This window comes from Endozoicomonas sp. (assembly GCF_965196975.1).
GTDB lineage: Bacteria > Pseudomonadota > Gammaproteobacteria > Pseudomonadales > Endozoicomonadaceae > Endozoicomonas.
This window is the reverse complement of the sequence record NZ_OZ239981.1, coordinates 4,790,422-4,813,431: the sequence shown is the minus strand read 5'-3', so window position 1 is coordinate 4,813,431 and position 23,010 is coordinate 4,790,422. Positions and strand designations below refer to the sequence as shown.

Genomic DNA, 23,010 nt, shown 5'->3' with positions numbered 1-23,010 from the left:
ATCTATACTTGCCTCACTCAATCACCTTTATTGATTAAGCAGGTATTAACATTGTCCAGTTTCAAGCCCTCCTTATTGTCATACGCTGTCGCACTTTTCAGTCTACCCGTTATGGCGAGTGGCAGTTATGATTCATTTATCAGTGATGCCAAAATTGATGGCAAAGTTCAGACCGTATTTTTCAATGATGAAAATACTACAACTAATGAAACCTCTGGTGCATGGACGGGTGCTGTCTGGTTGAATGCACAAACCGGCTATCTTGCAGACTTCGTCAGCGTTGGTGGTTCTGCCTATCGGGTTGCCAAGCTGGATATGAAAAGTGGTAATACCAAAGACTTTTCATGGGAAAATGCCTCCAGTGACTTGCTAAACCGTCAAAATGAAGGCTTTGGTAAACTGGGCCAGATATGGGTTGATTTCAAACTACCTGAGAACTACGAAGGCATCTCTGCGGACGTTAAAATTGGTCGCCAGCTGGTTGAAACAGGTCTTATCACAATATCGGGTTCCCGCTCTGTTCCCAGTGCCTGGCAAGGGGTTGATGCGAATGTAGAAATGGATGGTTTTAAAGGCAAGATTGCCTGGCTGAATGAAGTTTCCAAGAGGACTCAGTCAGGCTTCCATCATATCGTCAATGAAGAAGGTAAAAAGATTGACTGGGTAATGGGTATGCAGCTGGGCTATACCTTTGAACTGTCGAACCAGCGCAGCCTTGAACTCCAATATCGTAATGGCCTTGCTGACAACTACCTTAATGCCCATAACGGTAATGTCTGGTTCAAAATGCCGCTTTACGATGGTTCAGAGCTGACGTTAGGCGGTATGTATTTCTATGCCAAACAGGATGGAGATCTCTGGGGAACAAGTGAGAAGAATGGCTCGTTTGAAAACAAGGCGGAGTCAGGTAATCTGAATGCAACCCTGAACAGCGGCTCATGGACGCTCAATGCAGCCTTTAACTACACCAAAGCGAATACAGCTTCCAGTGCAGAAAGCAATGGCCACCATGCCATAGGCTATTACAACTACTACTTTGGCGATAATACACAGGGAGTCTGGGATGTCCCAACTTCAGCCATCGTATCTGACTTTAACTTCAATAAAGAGAAAGCATGGCTGATTGGGGCAGAATATGACTTCAGTTCAGTAGGTATTGAAGGTCTCTCCCTAGGTTACACATTCTTCTATGGCTCCGGCATGAAAGCCAAACTGCTAAATGGCGATGAAAAGGACGTAGCAGAACACGAGCATGACCTGACCATGAAATACAACTTCTCTCATTGGGGAATGAAAGGACTGGACTTCAAACTTCACTATGGCTACTACAAAAACGATGAAGGATTCCGCCAAGCTGCAGGTATGCCTGAGGCAAAAAACCTGCGAGCCTGGTTAAGTTACAACTTTGCCATTTAATTCGATCTTCCACTGGTCAATCTCTTCAAGCAGCTCTTATGAGCTGCTTTCTTTATTCTGCTGCTTCAATCCAATGTTTTGAGTTTGCTGACACTCTTTTTATAGCTAAAAGGCACTATAATTAGCGAGAATTTGTTCTAGTACCCCATCCTACACAAGTCCACCTTGCGTATGACTGCTTTTCGAATCACTGAACATATCAAATGCAGGCAGACGGGGTACTAGGTCCTAATCGGTAGCCTGCCGGAGTTATCAATGAAAATCGCTCAGTTTGGGGTTGTGGTTATGTCTGTACTTCTGACCGCCTGTAACGCACTACCTGAAGGTCGATGGCAGGAAAGCAGCCCTGCAGAAGAAACCTCACCCATTACTCTGGATATCAAAAAAGACCGTATTGCTGCCGATGCCGGGTGCAACCGCCTGATGGGTTCAGTAAAAATGTACGGAGACCAGCTGGTTGTTGAGCAACTCGCCAGTACACTGATGATGTGTCATGGTGAAGGCGCCAAAAAGGAAGAAGCCTTAAAACAGCTTTTGGGTAATAAACCCAGAGTTCAGATGTCTGGAGATCAACTGATACTCAGTACCAATACCTCCAGCTATATCTTCAAAAAGCAGCCCAATATGGAAGATGGAGTGACTCGCTTTATTTATGTTGCACCGGAAAAAACACACTGTACTGGCGTAGGACCTATGGAATGTCTACAAATTCGTGAATCAGAAGATGAACCCTGGAACTTATTTTATGGGAATATTGAAGGTTTTGATTTCAAACCAGGTACAGCCTACCGCCTGCGAATTAAAGAGTTTGATGTACCAAACCCTCCTGCCGATGCCTCCAGCAAACGATGGATACTGGATTTGATCGTAGAGCAGGAATGGGTTGGTGCTCAGTAGAGAATAAAAGCTTTCCAGCCAGCCCTAGGCTTCATTTCGCTGGCTGGATAATACCTGCGTTAATTCGAATGAAAAATGATATAGATTCAATGAGAATACCATATCTCATAAGAAATAAAGCACTCGATTAAGGTTCGGCTTAAATTCCATTGATACTCAAAAAACAATAATATGGTACCAGGGAACCATTTAATCATTAGTTTGTCAAAAAGGAGTTATGACAAGATAGAAAATCAAGGAAGTTAGTATGAAATATCCCCGCAACCCTCTGATCTTTATAATTATATTTTCCATAACAATCTTTAACTCCATGAATGTAAGCGCAGATGGAGGGATCGATAACTGGGCTCAAATAAAAGCGATACGAAATTACCTGTCCGAGAATCAATTTTTTGAGAATCTTGACTTTAGTAAGGAAGATAGCTTTCAATCTTCCACTGTACAGGAGCAGATTGAAACAGGAAGAGCAGCTACTCAAAAGGCGTTGGCACAAATGTCTTCTTACTATGCCATTGAGAGTTTAGGGAGACATGGTCTATTTATAGGAACCCCAGGGGTAATTCTCGCTGGCACTGCTTTATCATTCCCGGCAATCGCACCATTTATTGGAATAGCAGCAGCAGGCATGGGTAGCATTGGGATCATAGTAGTGTCGAGTGCAGCGGGACAAGTATATTATACCTTTAAGCCACCCCGGTTACCTGAAGCAGATTTAATTATTGAGTATGGTGCCAAAAGGCACCTATTCGATAATGCCACTCGTACCTATATCGAACAGTCTTTATTCTACCGATTCTGGCAGACCGAGCATCCAGAGCAATATGACAAACTAATTAAAGTTATGGATAAGGCTCTTCGTATGCCATTATACGCCAAGCGGTTATCTTATCATCCTGAAATAGTGACTGACCGGCTTCACCATTTTTCTTCAAGCCTGACAGAACGCCTGCAGCAATTTGTTTTCTCTGAAATAACCTACCAGAGAATGAAAACGAAATTGGACATTCACTATCCGGTGTACTTTCAAGGTGAGCCAGGTACCGGTAAAACATTTGCAGCAAAGAATATTGCAAACGCTATGGGTACAAACCTTGCCACAGTTACACTGGATGGAGCCTCAATTGAAGATATCGTCGGTACATCGTTTGATAGCCTTGATGCCAAGCCAGGTCGAATTCTTGAAGCGATGATTGCAAATACCGACTCAATACAGGGTTTGAATCATCATAATCAAGTGTTACTCATTGATGAATTTGACCGCCTGCTAGTTAATGATGATAAAAGCTCTCAAGATGTTATTGCCTTCTTTCTTAAGATACTTGATCCAAATCATCGATTTTTCTACAGTCCATATCTTAAGGCCTATGTTCACCTGCCAGACACCATTATTCTTGCTGGAAACTCAGACATACAAGAAAGAAGCCATCAACAGGCTCAATTACAGGCAATGTCCTCAAGGCTTGACCATATTATCTTTGATGGTTTTTCCACCGATACTAAGCTTGAAATGGCGTTACACCACTTGATACCAAAAATGGAAAAGAGTTATCAATCCATTGATGAGTCGCTAGAGCAATTTTCATTAGAGGCTTCTGACCTGGAGAGAATTGAGCAATTTATTGCCGAAGACAATGACCCAGGACTGAGAAGTCTTGAGAAGTTTATTAGCTGGCTATTTGAACGTAAAATGCACAGCCTTGGTCTGGCCGAATTTAAAAATGCAGCTGGAGGTTAACAAGGCACTTAAGGTACAAGCCAGAGATTATCCGGCTTGTACCTTATGAGATATAGCCCAAGAAACAATATTTCATTAAAGCTATAAACAATTAAATAACAGGAATAATTAACAAACACACAAGAATGGGTTTATTACAAATAAATTTCACTCTAATAACACTATTTCAACTCTATAAATTTAACTACCTTCCATAATATCCACTACATTATTGATAATCTAATCCCAATAAAAAATCTCTCATGAAATTACGGCTAGCCAATATACTATGGCTCAATCTTGTGCTGATAACTACAACAGGCTTCGCCAATCAGGGCATGACAAGTAGCCTTAGCGAAGATCAGCAACAACTTAACTATATTCGAGATTATATGGCAACTAACCGAATATTTGACCGACTGGAATTTCTTTCAAATGAGGTAAGCTTCAAAAGAGCTAATATTCTTAATAAGATTCGGCAAGGCCAGCATGTATCTACTGAAATTCTATGGTGGATTCAAAGAGAGTACCCTCTGTATACAATACAACAGCACTTAACAGCCTATTCAATACCGATAGCATTACTGGTTTGGCACAGACATTCTTTACTGGATTTACTCACGACAATGAACTCTGAATTGAGAATGATACTCACCGTATTCTCAGCGGTTCATGCAAAGCTTATCGTAGATCCCATATCGACAGTCAGTTCTCAGCTTTACTATAGCGCTCTGCCGCCTTCCATTCCTGAAGCCGACCTGATTCACACTTATGGTTCCAAGAAAAACCTTCTTGATAGAGCAACACAGCGTTATATTGAAGATGAACTGTTTTACACCTTTTGGCAGAGCCCCAGTAGTGAAGGCATTACCCGCTTACACAAAATCCTTGATAAAGCTCTGAGACTCCCTTTTTACACAAAGCCACTCATCTACGACAAATCAAAAATCACTGAGGCTCTGAAACATTTTTCAGGTGAGCTTATTGAGCGCTTAAATCGTTTTGCCTTGGCTGAAATTACATTCCAGAAAATGGATGGACACCCTCAGGGACACTACCCAGCCTACTTCCAGGGAGCCCCCGGAACCGGAAAAAGTTACGCAGCAAAGCAACTGGCCCTGGCAATGGGTACCAATCTGGCGGTCATTACTCTTGATGGTGCCACCATTGATGACATGACGGGTACTCCCTTTGAAAGTTTTGATGGTAAAGCAGGTAGACTGGTCGATGCGATCATAGCCAACACCGTTTCAAGTAAAGACATTAACCATAGAAATCAGGTTCTGTTTGTTGATGAATTTGACATGCTGTTATTAAAAAGTGATAAGCAGGCAGAAGAGATCATTGGTTTTCTTTTAAAGTTACTCGACCCAGCGCACCGTTCCTTTTACAACCCTTACCTGAAAACCAACATCCGTCTACCGGATACTGTAATTCTTGCCGGGAATTCAGACATTCACGAACTGAGTAAAAAAATACCTCAGCTGGAAGCAATGGCTTCTCGCTTGGATAAAGTCGTATTTGAAGGGTTTTCTGCCGATGCCAAAAGAGATATTGCCTTTGAGTCCATGATTCCACAGCTCGAAGAAGGCTACCGGTCTACAAGTGAAGACTTAAAAAACTTCTCCTTAACGGAACTCGAAAAGGCACAGATTGATGCGTTCATTCTTCAGGATAATGATCCTGGCCTGAGAACTCTTGAAAAATACATTAATGAAGTTTTTGAGATGAAGCTGCAGGTTCTGGTGGATTCCAGCATGAAGGATGAGTTGTAGGACCTTTGATTCCTTCTGTAGCCTTGATCATCTGCAGAGTGCTTTGTTGAACCATAGAGAACACATAGGAAAAGAAAAGCGTTATTTCGTGCCCTTTGTGATCTCTGTGGTTCAATATAAACGCTTAATTACAGCAATGATTTCAGAGCAACTTCAACCATCTCATTGAACGTTGACTGGCGATCTTCCGGAGGCAGTGCTTCACCGGTACGGATATGGTCACTGACAGTACAGATTGCCAGACCCTGTGCTCCAAACTCAGCACAAACGCCGTACAGGCCAGCTGCTTCCATCTCTACACCCAGTACGCCGTATTTTTCCATAGTGTCGAACATGGATGGGTCCGGATTGTAGAAAAGATCTGCGGAGAACAGGTTGCCCACTTTAACAGGCAGGCTCATGGTACGGGCAGAGTTAACGGCATTTTCCAGAAGCCCATAGTCTGCGATCGCAGCAAAGTCATGATCCTTGAAACGCATGCGATTCACTTTGGAGTCAGTGCAGGCGCCCATACCGATCACAATGTCACGCACCTGAACGTCCTTGGAAATAGCACCGCAAGAGCCAACGCGGATCAGGCTCTTTACACCGTACTCAGTAATCAGCTCTTTGTAATAAATAGACGCCGAAGGAATACCCATACCTGAGCCCATGACAGACACTCTGACGCCCTGGTAGGTACCGGTGAAGCCCAGCATGTTGCGCACATCCGTTACCTGTTCGGCACCTTCCAGGAAGGTTTCTGCAATATGCTTGGCCCGCAAAGGATCACCAGGCATCAGGCAGACATCAGCAAAGGCTCTAGGCTTGGCATTAATATGAGGTGTCACAGTTAAATCCTCGTTCTCGATAAAACACGACGATCAAAACGCATCAAAGAAAGAAGACTCCTTGATGCGGATAGCTGGCTATGGCCAAAAATCAGGGCCTGTAGGACTTAGCCTTGCTCAAAGATCTCAGGCAGAAATGATGTGCCATAGTCCATAGGCTCCAGTCCAAAGTAACTGGCTAGGGTCTGTCCGATATCGGCAAAGGTTTCCCGCTGACCCAGGGCACATGGAATCAGCTTTTTGCTGAATACCAGAACAGGAATGTGTTCACGGGTATGATCCGTTCCTGGCCAGGTTGGATCGCAACCATGGTCTGCAGTGATAATCAGAAGATCATCATCGCCCATGTAATAAAACAGGTCGGGCAGCATGGCATCCAGCTGCTCCAGCGCTCCAGCGTAACCAGCTACATCCCGGCGGTGACCAAATGAAGAGTCAAAATCCACAAAATTCGTGAAGACTATCGTTCGATCGCCCGCTTCAATCAATGCTTCGCGGGTTGCTTCAAAGAGGGCAGGAATACCAGTTGCCTTTACCTTTTTGGTAATCCCCTGATTGGCAAAGATGTCAGCAATCTTGCCAATACTGACAACTTCACCACCACTGGCCACCAGTTTATCCAGTACCGTAGGCGCTGGAGGCAGTACAGAAAAGTCCCGACGGTTACCCGTACGCTGGAAGTCTCCTGCGTCATCACCAATGAATGGGCGGGCAATCACACGTCCGATGTTATATGGCTCCAGAATCTCACGGGCAATCAGACAGACTTCAATCAGACGATCCAGCCCAAACGTTTCTTCGTGGCAGGCAATCTGAAAGACACTGTCAGCGGATGTATAGACAATCGGCTTGCCGGTTCTCATGTGCTCTTCACCCAGCGCTTCCAGAATACTGGTTCCAGAGGCATGACAGTTACCGAGCACCCCCGGAAGTTTGGCCTTTTCGATCAACTCATCCAGCAGTTCCTGCGGGAAGCTGTTTTTCTCATCGCGAAAATAGCCCCAGTCAAACAGAACCGGAACGCCTGCCATTTCCCAGTGACCACTGGGTGTATCCTTACCACTGGAGAGTTCTTTGGCGTAGCCATAAGCACCGATAATCGGCATATCATTGACCATGCCTTTGGGAAATTCACCACAGGCATCCCTTGACGCGTGTACCAGACCAAGGCTGGACAGCTCCGGTAGGGTTAACGGTCCTTTTCGACCAATATCTGCGTCGCCATCGGCACAAGCCTGGGCAATATGTCCAATTGTATTGGAGCCAACATCGCCAAATTTATCAGCGTCTTCAGTGGCTCCAATACCGAATGAATCCATCACAAGGATAATGGCACGTTTCATTCGCTACTCCTGACCTGCCATGGTTATGACAGTTTTTTGTATACCAGAGAATGGGGCTGCGGTGCCTGTTCAGCAACAGTGAGAGCACCGCGAAGCATATCTGCTGCCTGATTCCATGAAGCTTCTGTACTGGCATGGAGCATGGCAATCGGCTGCGAAGGATCAACCCTGTCACCCAGCCGGCAAATTTCAGTGAAGCCTACTCCATAATCAATCGTATCAGAAGCGACTTTTCGCCCTCCACCCAACTGCACCACGGCCATCCCCACTTCCCGGGTGTTCATAGCGGCAAGATAACCCTCTGTCTCTATGTACACGGGCTTAACGATGGCAGCAATGGGCAGGTAATTACTATATCGTTCGACAAAATCGGACGGGCCACCCAGACCATGCACCATCCTGCCGAAAACCTCAGCCGCCTGACCATTATCCAGTACTGACTGCAGTTTTTCACGGGCCTGCTCAACACCGGCAGCCAGACCTCCGGATACCAGCAGTTCTGCTGATTGAGCCATGGTAATGTCCAGCAGACGCTCATTGCGATATTCACCGGTGAGGAATTGCACGGCTTCTCGAACCTCAACTGCATTTCCTGCAGAGGAAGCAAGGCACTGGTTCATATCCGTCAGCAATGCCGTCGTTTTCACACCGGCTCCATTGGCTACCTGAACGATACTCTGTGCCAGCTCCACCGATTGCTCGAAAGTTGGCATAAAGGCACCGCTGCCTACCTTTACATCCATCACCAGGGCATCCAGCCCTTCCGCCAGTTTTTTCGAGAGAATGGATGCGGTGATCATGGCAATGGATTCGACCGTAGCCGTCACATCGCGGACACCATAAATGCGTTTGTCCGCAGGTGCCAGCTCTCCGGTCTGGCCGACAATGGCGACACCGGTTTCTTTGACTACTTTGCGAAACAGTAATTCTGAGGCGCTGGTGGTATAGCCGGGAATACTGTCCAGTTTGTCCAGTGTGCCCCCGGTATGCCCAAGACCACGACCTGAAATCATGGGTACAAAACCACCGCAGGCCGCAATCATGGGACCAAGCATTAGACTGACGACATCGCCAACACCACCGGTGGAGTGTTTATCCAATATGGGCCCGGGGAGATGGTCTGACGACCAGTCCATCACCTCTCCGGAATCGCGCATGGCGCAGGTCAGGGCGATGCGCTCATCAATATTCATCCCCTGAAAGTACACGGCCATGGCGAGAGCACCGATCTGACCTTCCGACACCGAGTTATCCGTAACACCTGCAATGAAACTGCGAATCTCCTGCTCGCTGAGCGCCTCACCTTCCCGCTTACGACGAATAACTTCCTGTGGAAGAAACATATCAGTACCCTTCTTTGCTGGCTTCACCCTGTTTCAGACCAAGGGCAATCAGCAGATTACCCAGCAGGCTGCTGGCACCAAACCGATAGTGACGACGGTTTACCCAGCCATCACCCATAATGTCATCCGCCAGGTCCAGGTGTAATGCAGCGTCTTCTGCGGTTTTTATACCACCAGCAGGCTTGAAGCCAACCTGAGTGTTGCCACTGTCACGGATTGCTTCCAGCATGATGCGGGCTGATTCCGGGGTCGCATTGACCGGCACCTTACCAGTGGAGGTTTTAATGAAGTCAGCTCCGGCAGCGATGGAGATTTCACTGGCCTTGCGAATCAGGGCAGGATCTTTCAGTTCACCGGTTTCAATAATCACTTTCAACAGGACATTAGCACCACAGGCATCTTTGCAACGGCGAACCAGTTCAGCACCGACTTCTTCATTGCCAGCCATCAGAGCACGGTATGGGAATACCACGTCAACTTCATCAGCACCATAGGCAACCGCAGCCCTGGTTTCTGCGACAGCGATATCAATATCATCACCACCGGCAGGGAAATTGGTTACCGTGGCAATCGTAACGTCATTGAGGCCAAGGGAGTTGAGCGTTTTGCGGGCAATTGGGATGAAACGGGGGTAAATGCAGACAGCAGCCGTGTTGCCGGCTTCTGTGTGAGCCTGATGACAGAGTTCAATGATTTTCTCTGGCGTATCATCATCATTCAGGGATGTAAGATCCATCAATTGCAGAGCCTGACGGCTACGGGCATTAAGATCGGTCATGGGGCAACCCCTCTGGATAAATTGGCAATGACTGGTAGTTGAGAATAGCAATGAACGGAAAGCATCTCTTTCTGTTCATTGGTCAGTGGCCTGAGTTAATAGTATACCAACCCGTGGCCCAAACCCTTCCATGAATAACCTGTTAGACCATATATATCAGATAGCCAGATACGCTATTTCATAGTGAGTTGAGTTCAGAAAAGCTGGGATGACGGGTATTTTCGACAGATACAAAAAACCCCTGTAACAAGACAGGGGTTTTTGCTGATCATCCACCTGAGTCTGCAGGGCATACTGCAGTCTCATTCGTCCATTGCTGAAGCATCGATCTATTGGAACAGGCAACGGTAATAGATCGCGCGTATCTCAGCCAGCCATACTGGTTCCCGCCAGTATCGCCATGGAACGACGGACGAATACTATCGACTCAAAACATCACGGTACATCAACAAAATCAGGATGCCCATTCTATGATTTTGAACGATTTCAATACCCCTCACTATTACTCCTTTTTTCTGGAAGCAGCTCTCCCCATCAAAGCGACAATTCCTGTCTATACTCCAGAAAGCTTCTTGATGCACGGCCTGACATATCAGGCACTACATTCTGCATCCTGTCTATTCCTGAAGACCTCTGAAGTGTTGGTGTTTGTACGAGTGATAACATGGCCTTCACCGATCGATTTCACAAGCGCTCACAACACCAGCATTCAGAAGGTACATGCCACCATGTCCCGGAGCGTACATCATGCCTCTGCATTACCACGATGATATTCTGGATAACCTGGTCGACGATGTTTATGCATCGTCCGATCTTTCCATCAGCATGCCCAAATATAAAATGCCGGAGAAGCAGCAGGAGCCAAGACATGCTTTTCAGGTGGTTCATGACGAACTCATGCTGGATGGTAACTCTCGCCAGAATCTCGCCACATTCTGCCAGACATGGGTCGATGAAGAAGTACACAAAATCATGGATGAGTGTGTCGACAAAAACATGATCGACAAGGACGAATACCCACAGACCGCCGAGCTGGAAAGCCGCTGCGTTCATATGCTGGCCGACCTGTGGAACTCTCCGGATGCCATGAATACGTTGGGCTGCTCCACAACAGGGTCCAGTGAAGCAGCCATGCTGGGTGGAATGGCATTAAAATGGCGCTGGCGGGAAAAAATGAAGCAACAGGGAAAGCCAACAGACAAGCCCAACCTGATCTGCGGCCCGGTACAGGTCTGCTGGCATAAGTTTGCCCGTTACTGGGATATCGAGCTCAGGGAAATCCCTATGGAAGGAGATCGGTTGATCATGAGCCCAGAGGAAGTGATCAAACGTTGTGATGAAAACACGATTGGTGTCGTACCAACTCTGGGGGTCACGTTTACCTGTCAATACGAACCCGTTGAAGCCGTCAGTAAGGCACTGGATAAACTCCAACAGGACACCGGTCTGGATATTCCCATACACGTTGATGCGGCGAGTGGTGGCTTTCTGGCTCCATTCTGCGAACCCAATCTTCTGTGGGACTTCAGGTTGCCACGGGTTAAATCCATCAATGCGTCAGGGCATAAATTTGGCCTTGCCCCCCTCGGAGTTGGCTGGGTTGTATGGCGCGACAAGGAGGACCTACCCGAGGATCTGATTTTCCGCGTAAACTATCTTGGCGGTAACATGCCAACCTTTGCTCTGAATTTTTCCCGGCCTGGCGGACAGATTGCCGCACAGTACTATATTTTCCTGAGACTCGGGAAAGAAGGTTATCGTCGTATACAACAGGCTTGCTATGAAACCGCTCAATACCTTAGCAAAGAGATCGAAAAGCTGGGCGTGTTTGACATTATTTATAATGGCAAGGGCGGCATACCGGCCATGAGCTGGTCTTTGAAAAAAGGGTTAAACCCCGGGTTCAATCTTTAAGACCTTTCGGATCGCATCCGCAGCCGGGGCTGGCAGATCGCCGCCTATTCCATGCCAGCAAACCGTGAAGACCTTGTCATCATGCGCATTCTGGTTCGTCATGGGTTTACCCATGATCTGGCCGACCTGCTGGTTGATGATCTGAAACGTTGCCTTGATTACTTTGAGAAACATCCGGTTCAAGAGCCTGGAAATGCCGAGGACTCTTCTGGCTATAACCACAATTAACCTGCCCTGCCCCGCACACTCCTGATGAGCAGGAGTGTGCAGATAATGAAAAAATCTGAAAAGAACCAGCGCTGATCAGGTATTATTGCCAACCTTATCTACTCAACCCATAACAGCCTTCTATGATTCCAACGGAAACGCTACAGATTGTTCGGGCAGTCGCCCATTTTCGTAACTTTACAGCGGCCGCGAAGCATCTGCATAAAGTGCCTTCGGCAATCAGCTACACCGTTCGTAAACTGGAAGACCGCCTGGGTGTGCAGTTGTTCCTTCGTGACAGCAAGCGCGTCGAATTGACACCGGCGGGTGAGCACTTTATTGAGCACACCGACAAGCTGCTTGCCGCACTGGAGGAACTCGAAGACAGTACACGACAATTAGCAACTGGATGGGAGCAGGAACTGCGTATCGCCCTGGATAACGTGGTAAACCAGGGAAAGGTCTATGACCTGATTCAGGATCTTCAGGCTGTACGCCCTGAGGCAGGTCTGGTCATCAATACCGAGGTCTACAACGGTTCCTGGGATTCATTGTTCCATGGGCGTTGTCAGGTCGTGATTGGCGCCCCTCAGGATATCCCGGAAGCGATTCTTAACCAAGATCGTTTTGCCTGGCGTTCAATGGGCAATATGACCTGGGATTTTGTCGTCTCCCCGGATCACCCATTGGCCAAACGTAAAGAGCCGCTCTCCATGGAAGAATTGCAGGAGTACCGCTCCATCTGCATACAGGATACCTCACGATTCTTCCGTCATGGCTACAACCTGCTTCTGGAAAACCAGCAGGTACTTCTGGTTCCCAGTTTCCGGGCAGCCATTGAGTGTCTGTTAAGAGGACTTGGAGCAACTATTTTGCCAAGCCATTTTGCCAAACCTTATATCGCAGAAGGGCTTCTAGTGCGTAAAGACGTTGTTAACCTGCACTATAATGATGGCTGTCTGCTTGCCTGGAATCAGGAAAATATGGGACAGGGTCTGAAGTGGGTTCTGGACTGGCTGGGCTCTGAAACCTGGCTGAATAAAGTCTGGCTGCAATACGATGAGAAAATGCCAATGGGCTATCACGTGCCCTGAGTAAGCCCTGTGAATCACAAGGGGTTAAAGATATGCAAAGCCCTTTGTGATTCAACGAACGGAACGCAGTTATCTGCAATTACTTAAATACCGGCTCCAGATCAACGAATAAGTAATACCAATCGTGCTTTCTAACTCCCGTGATGAGCATGAAGATTTGCCCCTTAAGACAAGGCGGCGTGAGGAGTCATAGCCTAAGCTATGGCGACGATCGCCAACGCAGGATTAAGACTCAAATCTTCAGCGCAATAGAGAGTTTGAAAGTTCGATTGGTATGATCTAATACGATTCGCTCATCCGACTATCCTTTCCTGTTTTCTGAAACTCAGAAGGATCGTTTGTTATGATCGTCCAGTCACGGTGTTTTGGAGCTCTACTCTGCATGCTGGCCAGCTTTCATGCCTTTGGTGAAATGGTAAAACTGTCTCTCCACTCTGACCTTCATCAAGAGTTTGTGCCCTTCGATCAAAAAGAGCTCGTTACCGTTCCCGAAGCCGACATCATTATCCTTGCCGGAGATATCGATAGTGGAACAGACAGTGTTGATTACGCCGAATCCGTAGCAATAAAAAATGACGCCCCCGTTATTCTGATTGCTGGTAATCATGAATACTATGGCCATGATCTGCATACCTTAAAGGGGCAGCTGCAGGAGAGAGCAAGTCAAACACCAAATGTCTTTTTTCTGGAAAGAAACCGCATCGACTTAAAAGGTGTTCGTTTTCTTGGCTGCACCTTATGGTCTTCGTTTGACCTCTTTGAAGAAAACACGGCTTATGCTCAACAAATCGCTGAGAAAAGAATCAGTGATTTTCAGAGCATTCATGTGGGGAACAGGCTGATAACAGCCGCAGACCAGATGGATGAAAATAAGGCATGCCTTCAATGGCTCGAAATTGAGCTGGCCTCCCCATTTTCAGGCCCAACCGTGGTCATCACACACTTTGCTCCAGTACCTGAATGTATAGAACCCAAATGGGTGGGTTCTGAGCTGGCCCCTTACTTTATCAACCGTCTGAATGACATGATCTGGAAATGGCAACCAGACTACTGGTTCTATGGCCACACTCACAGCAACATTAATCAGACTCTGGGGAAAACCCGCATCATGGCCAATCAAAAAGGGCATGATTATCATACCCCCGACGATTACCAGCCAGAGCTGATTATCCCACTGCCTGTAAGCCGCACACAGCCATCTTATGAGGGATAAATGGAATCAATCCATGGTAAGAATAATCTTGCCAACGGCCTGCCTTGATTCAAGATGGCGGTGGGCATCAGCCACCTGCCAGATAGTAAAGGAGTGAGGATCAATCAGTGGTTTAATCACACCTTTATCCACCAGTTGAGCGACTTCCGTCAGGATCCGACCATGTGCCGACCTGTTGATACCATTAAAAAGGGGGACCAACATCAGAACACCGTGCAGACTCAAGCTTTTCATCAGCACCGGAAACGTATCTTCCACCGGCAGGTTGACAGCCACGTCACCATAAAAACGAACGGCCTCGAAGCTGTTTTTGATGTTCTCGCCGACAACGGTATCAAACACTTTGTCATAGCCTACACCACCGGCAAATTGTCGTACGTATTCCTGAACCGATGTATCCATCACATTAATCAGGTGATCAGCTCCAAGACCAGCCGCAACATCCAGCGTTCTTGGTTTGGTGGTTGCTGTTACGGTTGCACCAAAATGTCGGGCCAGCTGAATGGCAATATGACCCACACCACCTGTCGCACCATGAATCAGCACCCGATCTCCTTTAGTGACCTTCAACTTGTCATGTAGCCCTTCCCAGGCCGTTATGGAAACCAGCGGCAAAGCTGCCGCTTCGCCCATTGACAGTGACTCAGGTTTTTTTGCCATCAACTCTGCATCGACCAGCATATAGTCAGCCAGAGCACCATTCTGCCCTGCAACACCACCGGCACATCCATACACCTCATCGCCTGGCTTAAACCCTGAGACGCCGTCACCTACCTCATGAACAACACCAGCAACATCACCATGAAGTATGTCTGGACGGTTCTCCGACCATGGATTTTCTGAAGAGCGCAGCATCACATCCAGCGGGTTAACACTGCTTGCCTTGACTTCTATGACCATATGCCCCGGTTTGGCCGCAGGGACTGGGTACTCAGTACACTCAAACACATCGGCGGAACCAATCTGTTTCACCACCATTGCCTTCATAGCAAACACTCTCTGGCTATCAGAAAAAACAAAGGGCATTGAGTGATATAAGTTAGCTGAGGAGATCAAAAGGAGTTGAGAATTTATTGGTATGTATTTATTTCGTTTACTTACAACTGTTCGAGCTCCTGGGAAAGCGATTGGTCACCCATCCATAAAAAGAATACCTAATCCATTATGAATAGATGACCAAGGAGTATCAGTTCGCCATTTCAATCTTACCGTAGTCCACAGACTCTTTTTCTCCACTGGCTTTTATCTGCATAACTGGCTTGAGCCTGGTGAGCACAATGTAGCCAAAGCAGGCAAAGAACAGGCCAATCACCAGAGCGCCTACCCACTGAATCTCAAGAAAATCCAGTTTAAACAACAGTGTCAGTACACTCATGGCAGCAATATTACCCAGGATATATGTCCACTTGCCGAAACGCGCTACCGTCAGATTCAGGTTATCCGTGTACAGCCTGATCAAAGAGTCCAGTGAATTAATAACAAAGGTGATACCAACAAACACCATGGCAAGGTTGTAGAAGCCTGTCGTTTCCAACCCGTTCGAATGATAGTAGTAAAGAACCGAGAACCAGATACCAACGGGAATAGACGGTATAACCAGCATAGCCGCCAACAATTGCCAGGTCGTTAATCCACCGACAAAACGGGAAGTAAATTGGCCAATCATGATGCTCCAGGAGAACCACCAGAGCAGATAAAACTCATGGTAATCATTAATAGGCAGGACAAACTGATGAATATTTCCAAAGTAGCTTCCCAGCAGTGCAACTGTTTTCACCATTTCTCCCGCACTGCCTTCCGTTGAGGTCACGGCCCCCAGCCACATCACAGCGATCAGCCCCAGAAACAGAATAGTTGTTGAAACACTCAGAAACCGGACATACCGCAGACTGGTACTGGAATAAACAGCAATAGCAATGGCAATAAATACGATCAAGTAGAAGGAAGCAACAATCGTTTCACCGTCTCCAACCTCTGGCAGATACCAGGGCAGGTTGGCCAGCAACAGATACGAAGTAAACGCACAGGTACCGATAATGACAATATTATTGATGACCTTAACCAAAGGCAGCTCAAAGAATCCAACCTTAGGCTCGATCACACAAAAATAGAAACACGTCAGGAAATAAAAAGCCCAGATCAGAAAGCCCCAGAACCCAAACTCAATAGCCAGTGGGTTGGCAAACCCATACTCAGGGCTCGCCTGCAAATCGGCATACCCCCCAAACTCGGTCAATGGGAACATGATCAGCCCCACATCAAGGCCGGAGGTGAACAGAATGGCGATAAAGGTCAGGGTTCGTACAGGGGTGTTACCGATACATCGGACATTACCCCAACGAAGCAGGACGAACGCCACCGCGAGAAAGGTAAACAGTATGCCGGCTGATAACCAGGCAGTCATAAGCATCTCCAGAGTTAATCTGTTTTTATTTATTTTTAGAATGCCGTGAACAGCCCCTGTTAGAATTAATCTTTCAGGCTGTCCACCGTTTGGCTGGTTATCCTTCTCCAGCCGCGAAATTAAATTACCGCACGCTCTGGACTGCCCGAGCGCTGTCGTTCTTTCCAGTTTTCATCCATCCCAACCACCGCATCAGATGGGCTGAGCGACTCTTTGCCCCGAATCATATCTGCAGCCTTTTCCGCCACCATAATGGTTGGAGCATTGAGGTTTCCATTAGGAATCGTTGGGAAAATGGATGAGTCAATAACACGTAGTCGCTCTATACCCCTGACTCGAGTTTCAGGGTCAACCACGGCCAGTTCATCACTGCCCATACGGCATGAGCAGGAAGGGTGATAGGCACTTTCAACAGCACTGCGAACAAACGCATCGATTTCAGCATCAGTCTGCACACCATGACCTGGCTGAATCTCATCCCCCCGAAATGGGTCAAAGGCCGGCTGGTTGATAATTTCACGGGTCAGACGCACACAATCGCGAAAACCTTCCCGGTCTGATTCATGCTCAAGATAGTTAAATTGAATCTCAGGGCTGTCGGTTGGATGGGTGCTCTCTCTGAATGATTGAAACAATAGTGCTCTATTTTCACAGCTACTATGGGAACACCACTCATAATAGTTAACTGTCATGCCCGCTTCTGTTATTTCCAGCTCTACCAAAAGCATCGTTTTGCAAATTGAAGTTTCTATAGATTCAGGCAACATGCTGAATCTTGAAGATAGTTTACAGCGTGCACTCAATGAAGCCGGGCAGCTTGGAACAAAAGAGTTATTGGGGCTATTTGAATCACCCAATAAAGAACCTATCGTCGTTAATCAGCAGAAGTGGAACTACAAAGGAAAGGTTCTTAAGCACTATGAAACCTTATACGGTCGTATACCTTTGGAGCGCTCCGTATATCAGGGTGTCAGAGGTGGCAGTACTCTGGCAGCACTTGATCTTCGTGCCGGTATTATTGGTTCAGCTACCCCCAAATTTGCCAAGTCTATCGCCTGGAAATACAGCCAGATGCCAGCGCCTGCGGTAAAAGAAGATTTTGAGACCAACCATCAAAGGACGCTTTCAAATTCTTATATCAAGCATTTATCGGACAGAGTAGGTGCATTAATTGAAGACCAGCAAGACACTCACTACCACCTTCCTCCACTAAAAGAGCCTGTTGAAACAATAGCCATTGGTCTGGATGGAACCTGCATGCTGCTTTGTGAAGAAGGCTGGAGGGAAGCCATGTGTGGGACATTGAGCCTATATTCTGCAGATGGAGACAGGCTCCACACGATATATACAGCCAGTTCGCCAGAGTATGGTAAACAAAGCTTTATGAGCAAGCTCGACGAGGAGATTGCAGATCTAAAACGACTCTACCCAAATGCCACATACATCGGGGTAGCTGACGGGGCTAGAGAAAACTGGAGTTATTTGAAACAACATACCTCTGGGCAGATACTCGATTTTTATCATGCATCTGAATATTTAGCTGGAGCAGCGGAAGCACTGTTTCCAACCAGTAAGGCGAAGCGACACCAGTGGCTTGAAGACAGGCTACATAGTTTGAAAAACAAGCGTGGAGCAGCCAAAAAAATCCTTCAGGAAATTGAATCAGCCGAGCTCCCGAAAAAGACAATCGCACTGACAGAGAAGCGCTACAAAGCTGTGAGCTATTTTACAAACAATCACCAGTTAATGAATTATCATCAGGCGCTTAAACGCCATTGGCCAATAGGTTCAGGAGTTACTGAAGCGGCTTGTAAGACTCTGGTAAAGCAACGATTATGTGGTTCTGGAATGAGGTGGAAAGCAACAGGAGCGGAAGTGCTTTTGACAACAAGAGCACTGATCCAGAGTAAGGGGCGCTGGGAACAACTTTGGTCTGAGTTCATGACTGGAAAGGTTGAAGCTAACCTATGAGTCAGTTATCAAATTGAGAGAGCACCCGGTTGGATTACTGCTTTTTGCCCGAACCCATCCGCGGCTCTTCGGTTTGTTATGACCGATATGAACCTGGAAACCATGACCATCAAAAGCACTTCTGCCGTCATAACGCATGGCGGCAGGCAGAAAGTGGTACTGCAGATCGGGCCACTCAACACCTGCTTTGGAGCGGATAAAACCACAGGACTCAAAGTGATTCGTAGCGCCAAGCCCTTTACGATCCAGCAGCCAGCGGGCACCAATCAACCCCTTGCTGAACCAGTTCAGCTTGCCATTCAGGGTAATAGGCTGCTCACATTTGAACTGGAAATAAAACTCCAGATGATCCTGCAGGTTCTCTCCTACACCCGGCAGCTCATGCTGCAATTCAATACCCGCCTCAGCTAATACAGTCTTTGAGCCAATACCGGATAACTGCAGAATATGTGGTGAGCCAACCGAGCCGGCAGCCAGGATCACTTCCTTATCGGCCTTTACCTCCTGAACCCTGCCCTTTCGCTCATAACGGATACCAACTGCCACTTTGTTTTCCAGCAGCACTTTATGAACCAGGGCATGGGTGATCACCGTCAGGTTTGAACGCTGCATGGCAGGCCGAAGATAGGCATTAGCAGTAGACCATCGACGTCCATTCTTCACCGTCATGTGCATGGGACCAAACCCTTCCTGCTGACGGCCATTGTAATCATCGGTAGAAAAGTAGCCGGCCTCTACACCCGCATCGACAAAGACCTGATAAAGGGGATTTTTCATCTCGTTGCCGTTGTTCACCCCCAGCGGGCCGCTATCCCCACGATAATCATCACCGCCAAACGCCCAGGTTTCCGCTTTCCTGAAATAAGGCAGGCAGTGTGCATAGCTCCAGCCTTCGGCTCCATGGCTCTGCCATTCATCAAAGTCCCGCGCATGACCACGTACGTAGACCATGCCGTTAATGGATGACGAGCCCCCCAGTACTTTGCCTCGGGGACAGTGCATACGACGGTTGTCTAAGAAAGGCTCAGGTTCAGTTTCAAACTGCCAGGCAAATTTATCGGTATTCATTGGGATGGAGAGCGCAGTCGGCATTTGAATAAACAGGCTGCGGTCACTTCCCCCGTTCTCCAACAGCAGAACATTAACGGCAGGGTCTTCCGTCAAACGGTTCGCCAGCACACAGCCTGCCGAACCCGCACCAACAATGATGTAATCGTACTTAGAAATAGTATTCGATGATGTGGACATAAATAGCTCTGTCTTTTTATTAAAATGGGCTTTCCAGTGGCGTCATGCCCACATAGACAGACTTCAGCTGAGTGTAGTGGCGAAGGGTCTCCACGCCATTCTCACGGCCAATACCGGACAATTTGTACCCACCCACAGGCATCTCCGCCGGCGATAGTCCGTAGCTGTTAATCCAGCAGATTCCGGCCTCCAGTTGCCGGGTAACCCGATGGGCACGCCGGATATCCCGGGTATAGACACCCGCGGCCAGACCGTAAGTGGTGTTATTGGCCCTCTGTAACACCTCTGACTCATCGTCAAATACCAGCAGCGACATGACTGGCCCAAAAATCTCCTGACGTACAATGGTCATATCATCATGGCAGTCGGTAAAAATGGTTGGTGCTACAAAATAACCACCGGACGCGTTTTCAGGCGACAATGATTTACCACCCTCAAGCAGGGTTGCCCCTTCATCCAGTCCAGCCTTGATAAAGTCCAGTACCACTCGATGATGCTTCTCGGAAATCAGGGCTCCGAAATTGGTAGCAGGGTCCATTGGATCACCAGCCACAATATTATTGCGGGTACGAGTCAGCAGCTTTTCAACAAACGCGTCATAAACCGAACGATGCACAAATACTCTGGTTCCATTGGTACAGATTTCTCCCTGGGTGTAAAAATTACCCAGCATCGCCGCAGATACTGCTTCGTCCAGGTCTGCATCTTCAAAAATAATCAGGGGAGATTTACCACCAAGTTCCATGGTGACTTCTTTCAGAGAAGAGGCTGCAGCAGACATGACTTGTCTGCCGGTATTCACTTCCCCAGTGAACGACACTTTTGAGATATCAGGATGCCCGGTCAGCCACTTGCCAACCTCGGCATCCCCCAGCACAACATTGAACACACCTGCCGGCACACCCGCTTCAATAAAAATTTCGGCCAGCTTAAGGGCACCATGTGGCGTCTCTTCTGAAGGCTTGAAGATCATGCTGTTACCACAGGCCAGTGCAGGAGCAGACTTCCAGCAGGCAATCTGCAGGGGGTAATTCCAGGCCCCAATACCAGCACAGATCCCCAACGGCTCGCGGCGGGTATAATAAAAATCATCACCCAGGCTTTGCTGGTTGCCCTCGATGGCAGGAGCAAGTCCGGCAAAAAATTCAATTGAGTCAGCACCGGTAACGACATCCACAACCGATGCTTCCTGCCAGGGCTTACCGGTATCTTCCACCTCAATAGCCGCCAGCTGATCATTTCGCTCTCTTAACAGGGCTACCGCTTTTTGCAGAATACGACTGCGTTCCATGCCAGTCATGGCCGACCACTGTTCAAATCCCCGGCGGGCACTGCTGATAGCTGCCAGTCTGATCGCCTCATCAGCCAGTTCAGCCTGATAAACAACTTTTCCAGTCGCGGGATTAATAACCTGAAATGTCTCACCGCTACTGTTACTGCAATAGTCGCCATCCACAAAGTTTCTGAGGCGCATCAAGTTTCTCCGTACTACTTCGTCTTGTTTTAAAAAAGCTGTTCAACCAGAGAGTTATCAATAGAGACCGACTCACTGCGAAATCCTATTTATAAAAAAACACAGGTAAGAATGACTAAACACCCAAACGCTGCACTGGAGGCTTTGGGTAGATAGATCTGGCAGGAGCAGCGGCCTGAGAGCCATGGATTTGACAAGATGAAACCATGAACAAAATCTATCAAAGGACAAGCATTGATAGATAAATAAAACACTCACTTTCAGCACATTCTTGTTATTCAACAGCCAATTGATTAGAAGTCTAACCAACATGACATTACACATCAATACAAAAACATTGAATAAAATCATCAAAATACAGCAAAATCACAACCAAAGTTAACAAATTTTAAATCAGCCACAGAAAATACTTTAGACCACTAACTAATTCTCTGCTGAGATCTTCCATGCGAGAGCAGGCACTGCTTATTGATGGCAAAGAAGCCCTTGAGAAAAGAGGGAACCCATAAGAAGGGGTGTATGACTTGGAAGCTCATCAAGCAAGGGAGCATGTATCCTGCTGATTTTTATCAATTGACTGTTTATTTTCGAGTAATCGCCCTGATTTCCTGGCTGGTCAGCAATACTGGCCGCTTTGTTAGACAATCTTTTGCAAAATCAATGATATAAAAGACTGAAAATGACTTACAGGGGAGTAAAGCCATGGAATCGATCAAGCCAGTTTTCGGTCAGCAGGAGTTAACCATACAGGATCTAAGCCAGGATATGATTGGCCTGGAGAGCATGGACAGCATCGACAACCCTCTGGGTTGCCATGACAGCGCTCTCGTGCAGATTGAGATGTACAGCCGGATGATCTGCTATGGCATCAATAATCCCTTCCCACACTCACGTCAGCATCTGGCCTTTGCTCTGATTGGTATTAAAAGCTTACTCAGTCAGATCAGTCTGGCTGAACTGGTAATAGGCAGCTCGGAAATTAAAGAAACACCAGTCAAACAGGTACGTCCGGATATCCTGCACATGGAAAAGCTCGATCAGTTATTAGACTGCCCGATGATTGCCAGCAGCCTGCCCACACTGAGAGAAGCGCTGCGATTTGTTCACAGCAGAGACCAGCAGGAAATTTACAACATTCTTAAGCGTAAGCTGAAAGGGGAAAGCTAATGCTGTCAGGGGCAGGCTTCTGCCCCTCGGGCATTCTTTAGTTCATACAGGGACAGATACGCAGGACATAAACAAGCCCACTCTTTTAATTACCGCACTCTCCATCCAATTATAACTAAATCACAATTTTTCTATGTCGTTTAGATAAAAACAAAGAATCTTAAAGTGGATATTCTCGTCAATATAAGTAACTCATTTCTTCAACCTACTATAAGCTCTCTT

Annotated in this window: 19 protein-coding genes and 1 pseudogene; 11 read left to right on the top strand and 9 right to left on the bottom strand. The window is 47.2% G+C overall.

All coding sequences use genetic code 11. The features are described 5' to 3' along the window. Window positions 1-111 precede the first annotated feature (111 nt). The 4 genes from ACOCLE_RS21615 to ACOCLE_RS21600 all read left to right on the top strand — a co-directional run bounded on the left by ACOCLE_RS21615 (window position 112) and on the right by ACOCLE_RS21600 (window position 5,802). The gene (locus ACOCLE_RS21615) at window positions 112-1,416 is read left to right on the top strand and encodes an OprD family outer membrane porin (RefSeq protein ID WP_419534190.1); all 1,305 of its coding nucleotides are present in this window, start codon (window positions 112-114) and stop codon (window positions 1,414-1,416) included. A 255-nt stretch (window positions 1,417-1,671) separates the two neighbouring features. Then, window positions 1,672-2,313: a DUF4377 domain-containing protein gene (locus ACOCLE_RS21610; protein WP_419534189.1), complete on the top strand. Its 642-nt coding sequence runs from the start codon at window positions 1,672-1,674 to the stop codon at window positions 2,311-2,313. Between the two features lie 247 nt (window positions 2,314-2,560). Then, a complete protein-coding gene (locus ACOCLE_RS21605; RefSeq protein WP_419534188.1) occupies window positions 2,561-4,048 on the top strand; it encodes an AAA family ATPase in 1,488 nt (495 codons plus the stop codon). A gap of 242 nt (window positions 4,049-4,290) precedes the next feature. Next, window positions 4,291-5,802 carry an AAA family ATPase gene (locus tag ACOCLE_RS21600; protein WP_419534187.1) on the top strand — a complete coding sequence of 504 codons (1,512 nt, stop codon included), beginning with the start codon at window positions 4,291-4,293 and terminating at the stop codon, window positions 5,800-5,802. Window positions 5,803-5,930: 128 nt separating this feature from the next. On the opposite strand, the gene deoD is transcribed toward ACOCLE_RS21600, so the two are convergent. From deoD to deoC, 4 genes are all read right to left on the bottom strand, one after another. Beyond that, complete coding sequence (gene deoD, locus ACOCLE_RS21595; RefSeq protein ID WP_419537250.1) at window positions 5,931-6,581, bottom strand: purine-nucleoside phosphorylase; 651 nt, start codon at window positions 6,579-6,581, stop codon at window positions 5,931-5,933. A 158-nt stretch (window positions 6,582-6,739) separates the two neighbouring features. Continuing rightward, entirely contained in the window at window positions 6,740-7,975 is a 1,236-nt protein-coding gene (locus ACOCLE_RS21590) for a phosphopentomutase (RefSeq protein WP_419534186.1), read from the bottom strand. A gap of 23 nt (window positions 7,976-7,998) precedes the next feature. Then, on the bottom strand, window positions 7,999-9,318 hold the full coding sequence (deoA, locus tag ACOCLE_RS21585; protein WP_419534185.1) for a thymidine phosphorylase: 1,320 nt from the start codon (window positions 9,316-9,318) through the stop codon (window positions 7,999-8,001). Between the two features lies 1 nt (window position 9,319). Continuing rightward, entirely contained in the window at window positions 9,320-10,096 is a 777-nt protein-coding gene (gene deoC / locus ACOCLE_RS21580; RefSeq protein ID WP_419534184.1) for a deoxyribose-phosphate aldolase, read from the bottom strand. A 747-nt stretch (window positions 10,097-10,843) separates the two neighbouring features. On the opposite strand from deoC, the gene ACOCLE_RS21575 reads away from it, so the two are divergent. From ACOCLE_RS21575 to ACOCLE_RS21560, 4 genes are all read left to right on the top strand, one after another. Beyond that, on the top strand, window positions 10,844-12,010 hold the full coding sequence (locus ACOCLE_RS21575) for a glutamate decarboxylase (protein ID WP_419534183.1): 1,167 nt from the start codon (window positions 10,844-10,846) through the stop codon (window positions 12,008-12,010). A 51-nt stretch (window positions 12,011-12,061) separates the two neighbouring features. After that, window positions 12,062-12,238, top strand: a complete 177-nt coding sequence (locus tag ACOCLE_RS21570; protein WP_419534182.1) for a hypothetical protein — start codon at window positions 12,062-12,064, stop codon at window positions 12,236-12,238. A 122-nt stretch (window positions 12,239-12,360) separates the two neighbouring features. Further along, entirely contained in the window at window positions 12,361-13,311 is a 951-nt protein-coding gene (locus ACOCLE_RS21565) for a LysR substrate-binding domain-containing protein (RefSeq protein WP_066015287.1), read from the top strand. Between the two features lie 343 nt (window positions 13,312-13,654). Then, window positions 13,655-14,524, top strand: coding sequence for a metallophosphoesterase (locus ACOCLE_RS21560; protein ID WP_419534181.1), 870 nt, complete (start codon window positions 13,655-13,657; stop codon window positions 14,522-14,524). A 6-nt stretch (window positions 14,525-14,530) separates the two neighbouring features. On the opposite strand, the gene ACOCLE_RS21555 is transcribed toward ACOCLE_RS21560, so the two are convergent. From ACOCLE_RS21555 to ACOCLE_RS21545, 3 genes are all read right to left on the bottom strand, one after another. Continuing rightward, window positions 14,531-15,550, bottom strand: a complete 1,020-nt coding sequence (locus tag ACOCLE_RS21555; RefSeq protein ID WP_419534180.1) for a zinc-dependent alcohol dehydrogenase family protein — start codon at window positions 15,548-15,550, stop codon at window positions 14,531-14,533. 160 nt (window positions 15,551-15,710) lie between these two features. After that, window positions 15,711-16,928 (bottom strand): BCCT family transporter, encoded by a 1,218-nt coding sequence (locus ACOCLE_RS21550; RefSeq protein ID WP_419534179.1) that lies wholly within the window; start codon window positions 16,926-16,928, stop codon window positions 15,711-15,713. A gap of 119 nt (window positions 16,929-17,047) precedes the next feature. Further along, window positions 17,048-17,620, bottom strand: a complete 573-nt coding sequence (locus ACOCLE_RS21545; protein WP_419534178.1) for a GMC oxidoreductase — start codon at window positions 17,618-17,620, stop codon at window positions 17,048-17,050. Here ACOCLE_RS21545 and ACOCLE_RS21540 point away from each other — a divergent pair. Beyond that, the gene (locus ACOCLE_RS21540) at window positions 17,619-18,899 is read left to right on the top strand and encodes an ISKra4 family transposase (RefSeq protein WP_419532972.1); all 1,281 of its coding nucleotides are present in this window, start codon (window positions 17,619-17,621) and stop codon (window positions 18,897-18,899) included. The two genes, ACOCLE_RS21545 and ACOCLE_RS21540, sit on opposite strands and share 2 nt — an antisense overlap. A 30-nt stretch (window positions 18,900-18,929) precedes the next feature. Here ACOCLE_RS21540 and ACOCLE_RS21535 read toward each other — a convergent pair. Together ACOCLE_RS21535 and betB are read right to left on the bottom strand one after the other, a co-directional pair. Then, window positions 18,930-20,147 (bottom strand): annotated as a pseudogene (locus tag ACOCLE_RS21535) (choline dehydrogenase); the annotation flags it as partial. A 19-nt stretch (window positions 20,148-20,166) separates the two neighbouring features. Beyond that, the gene (betB, locus tag ACOCLE_RS21530; protein ID WP_419534177.1) at window positions 20,167-21,621 is read right to left on the bottom strand and encodes a betaine-aldehyde dehydrogenase; all 1,455 of its coding nucleotides are present in this window, start codon (window positions 21,619-21,621) and stop codon (window positions 20,167-20,169) included. A 519-nt stretch (window positions 21,622-22,140) separates the two neighbouring features. Between betB and ACOCLE_RS21525 the strand changes: the two genes are divergently transcribed. Together ACOCLE_RS21525 and ACOCLE_RS21520 are read left to right on the top strand one after the other, a co-directional pair. Next, complete coding sequence (locus ACOCLE_RS21525; RefSeq protein WP_419534176.1) at window positions 22,141-22,290, top strand: hypothetical protein; 150 nt, start codon at window positions 22,141-22,143, stop codon at window positions 22,288-22,290. Window positions 22,291-22,323: 33 nt separating this feature from the next. Then, window positions 22,324-22,788 carry a hypothetical protein gene (locus ACOCLE_RS21520; RefSeq protein ID WP_419534175.1) on the top strand — a complete coding sequence of 155 codons (465 nt, stop codon included), beginning with the start codon at window positions 22,324-22,326 and terminating at the stop codon, window positions 22,786-22,788. The last annotated feature ends 222 nt before the right edge of the window (window positions 22,789-23,010 follow it).

Bases quoted from the DNA above. Each gene is read 5' to 3' on its own strand.
- ACOCLE_RS21615 (WP_419534190.1), top strand. From the start codon at position 112: ATGGCGAGTGGCAGTTATGATTCATTTATCAGTGATGCCAAAATTGAT.
- ACOCLE_RS21610 (WP_419534189.1), top strand. From the start codon at position 1,672: ATGAAAATCGCTCAGTTTGGGGTTGTGGTTATGTCTGTACTTCTGACC.
- ACOCLE_RS21605 (WP_419534188.1), top strand. From the start codon at position 2,561: ATGAAATATCCCCGCAACCCTCTGATCTTTATAATTATATTTTCCATA.
- ACOCLE_RS21600 (WP_419534187.1), top strand. From the start codon at position 4,291: ATGAAATTACGGCTAGCCAATATACTATGGCTCAATCTTGTGCTGATA.
- deoD (WP_419537250.1), bottom strand. From the start codon at position 6,581: ATGCCTGGTGATCCTTTGCGGGCCAAGCATATTGCAGAAACCTTCCTG.
- ACOCLE_RS21590 (WP_419534186.1), bottom strand. From the start codon at position 7,975: ATGAAACGTGCCATTATCCTTGTGATGGATTCATTCGGTATTGGAGCC.
- deoA (WP_419534185.1), bottom strand. From the start codon at position 9,318: ATGTTTCTTCCACAGGAAGTTATTCGTCGTAAGCGGGAAGGTGAGGCG.
- deoC (WP_419534184.1), bottom strand. From the start codon at position 10,096: ATGACCGATCTTAATGCCCGTAGCCGTCAGGCTCTGCAATTGATGGAT.
- ACOCLE_RS21575 (WP_419534183.1), top strand. From the start codon at position 10,844: ATGCCTCTGCATTACCACGATGATATTCTGGATAACCTGGTCGACGAT.
- ACOCLE_RS21570 (WP_419534182.1), top strand. From the start codon at position 12,062: ATGCCAGCAAACCGTGAAGACCTTGTCATCATGCGCATTCTGGTTCGT.
- ACOCLE_RS21565 (WP_066015287.1), top strand. From the start codon at position 12,361: ATGATTCCAACGGAAACGCTACAGATTGTTCGGGCAGTCGCCCATTTT.
- ACOCLE_RS21560 (WP_419534181.1), top strand. From the start codon at position 13,655: ATGATCGTCCAGTCACGGTGTTTTGGAGCTCTACTCTGCATGCTGGCC.
- ACOCLE_RS21555 (WP_419534180.1), bottom strand. From the start codon at position 15,550: ATGCCCTTTGTTTTTTCTGATAGCCAGAGAGTGTTTGCTATGAAGGCA.
- ACOCLE_RS21550 (WP_419534179.1), bottom strand. From the start codon at position 16,928: ATGACTGCCTGGTTATCAGCCGGCATACTGTTTACCTTTCTCGCGGTG.
- ACOCLE_RS21540 (WP_419532972.1), top strand. From the start codon at position 17,619: ATGCCCGCTTCTGTTATTTCCAGCTCTACCAAAAGCATCGTTTTGCAA.
- ACOCLE_RS21545 (WP_419534178.1), bottom strand. From the start codon at position 17,620: ATGACAGTTAACTATTATGAGTGGTGTTCCCATAGTAGCTGTGAAAAT.
- betB (WP_419534177.1), bottom strand. From the start codon at position 21,621: ATGCGCCTCAGAAACTTTGTGGATGGCGACTATTGCAGTAACAGTAGC.
- ACOCLE_RS21525 (WP_419534176.1), top strand. From the start codon at position 22,141: ATGACTTGGAAGCTCATCAAGCAAGGGAGCATGTATCCTGCTGATTTT.
- ACOCLE_RS21520 (WP_419534175.1), top strand. From the start codon at position 22,324: ATGGAATCGATCAAGCCAGTTTTCGGTCAGCAGGAGTTAACCATACAG.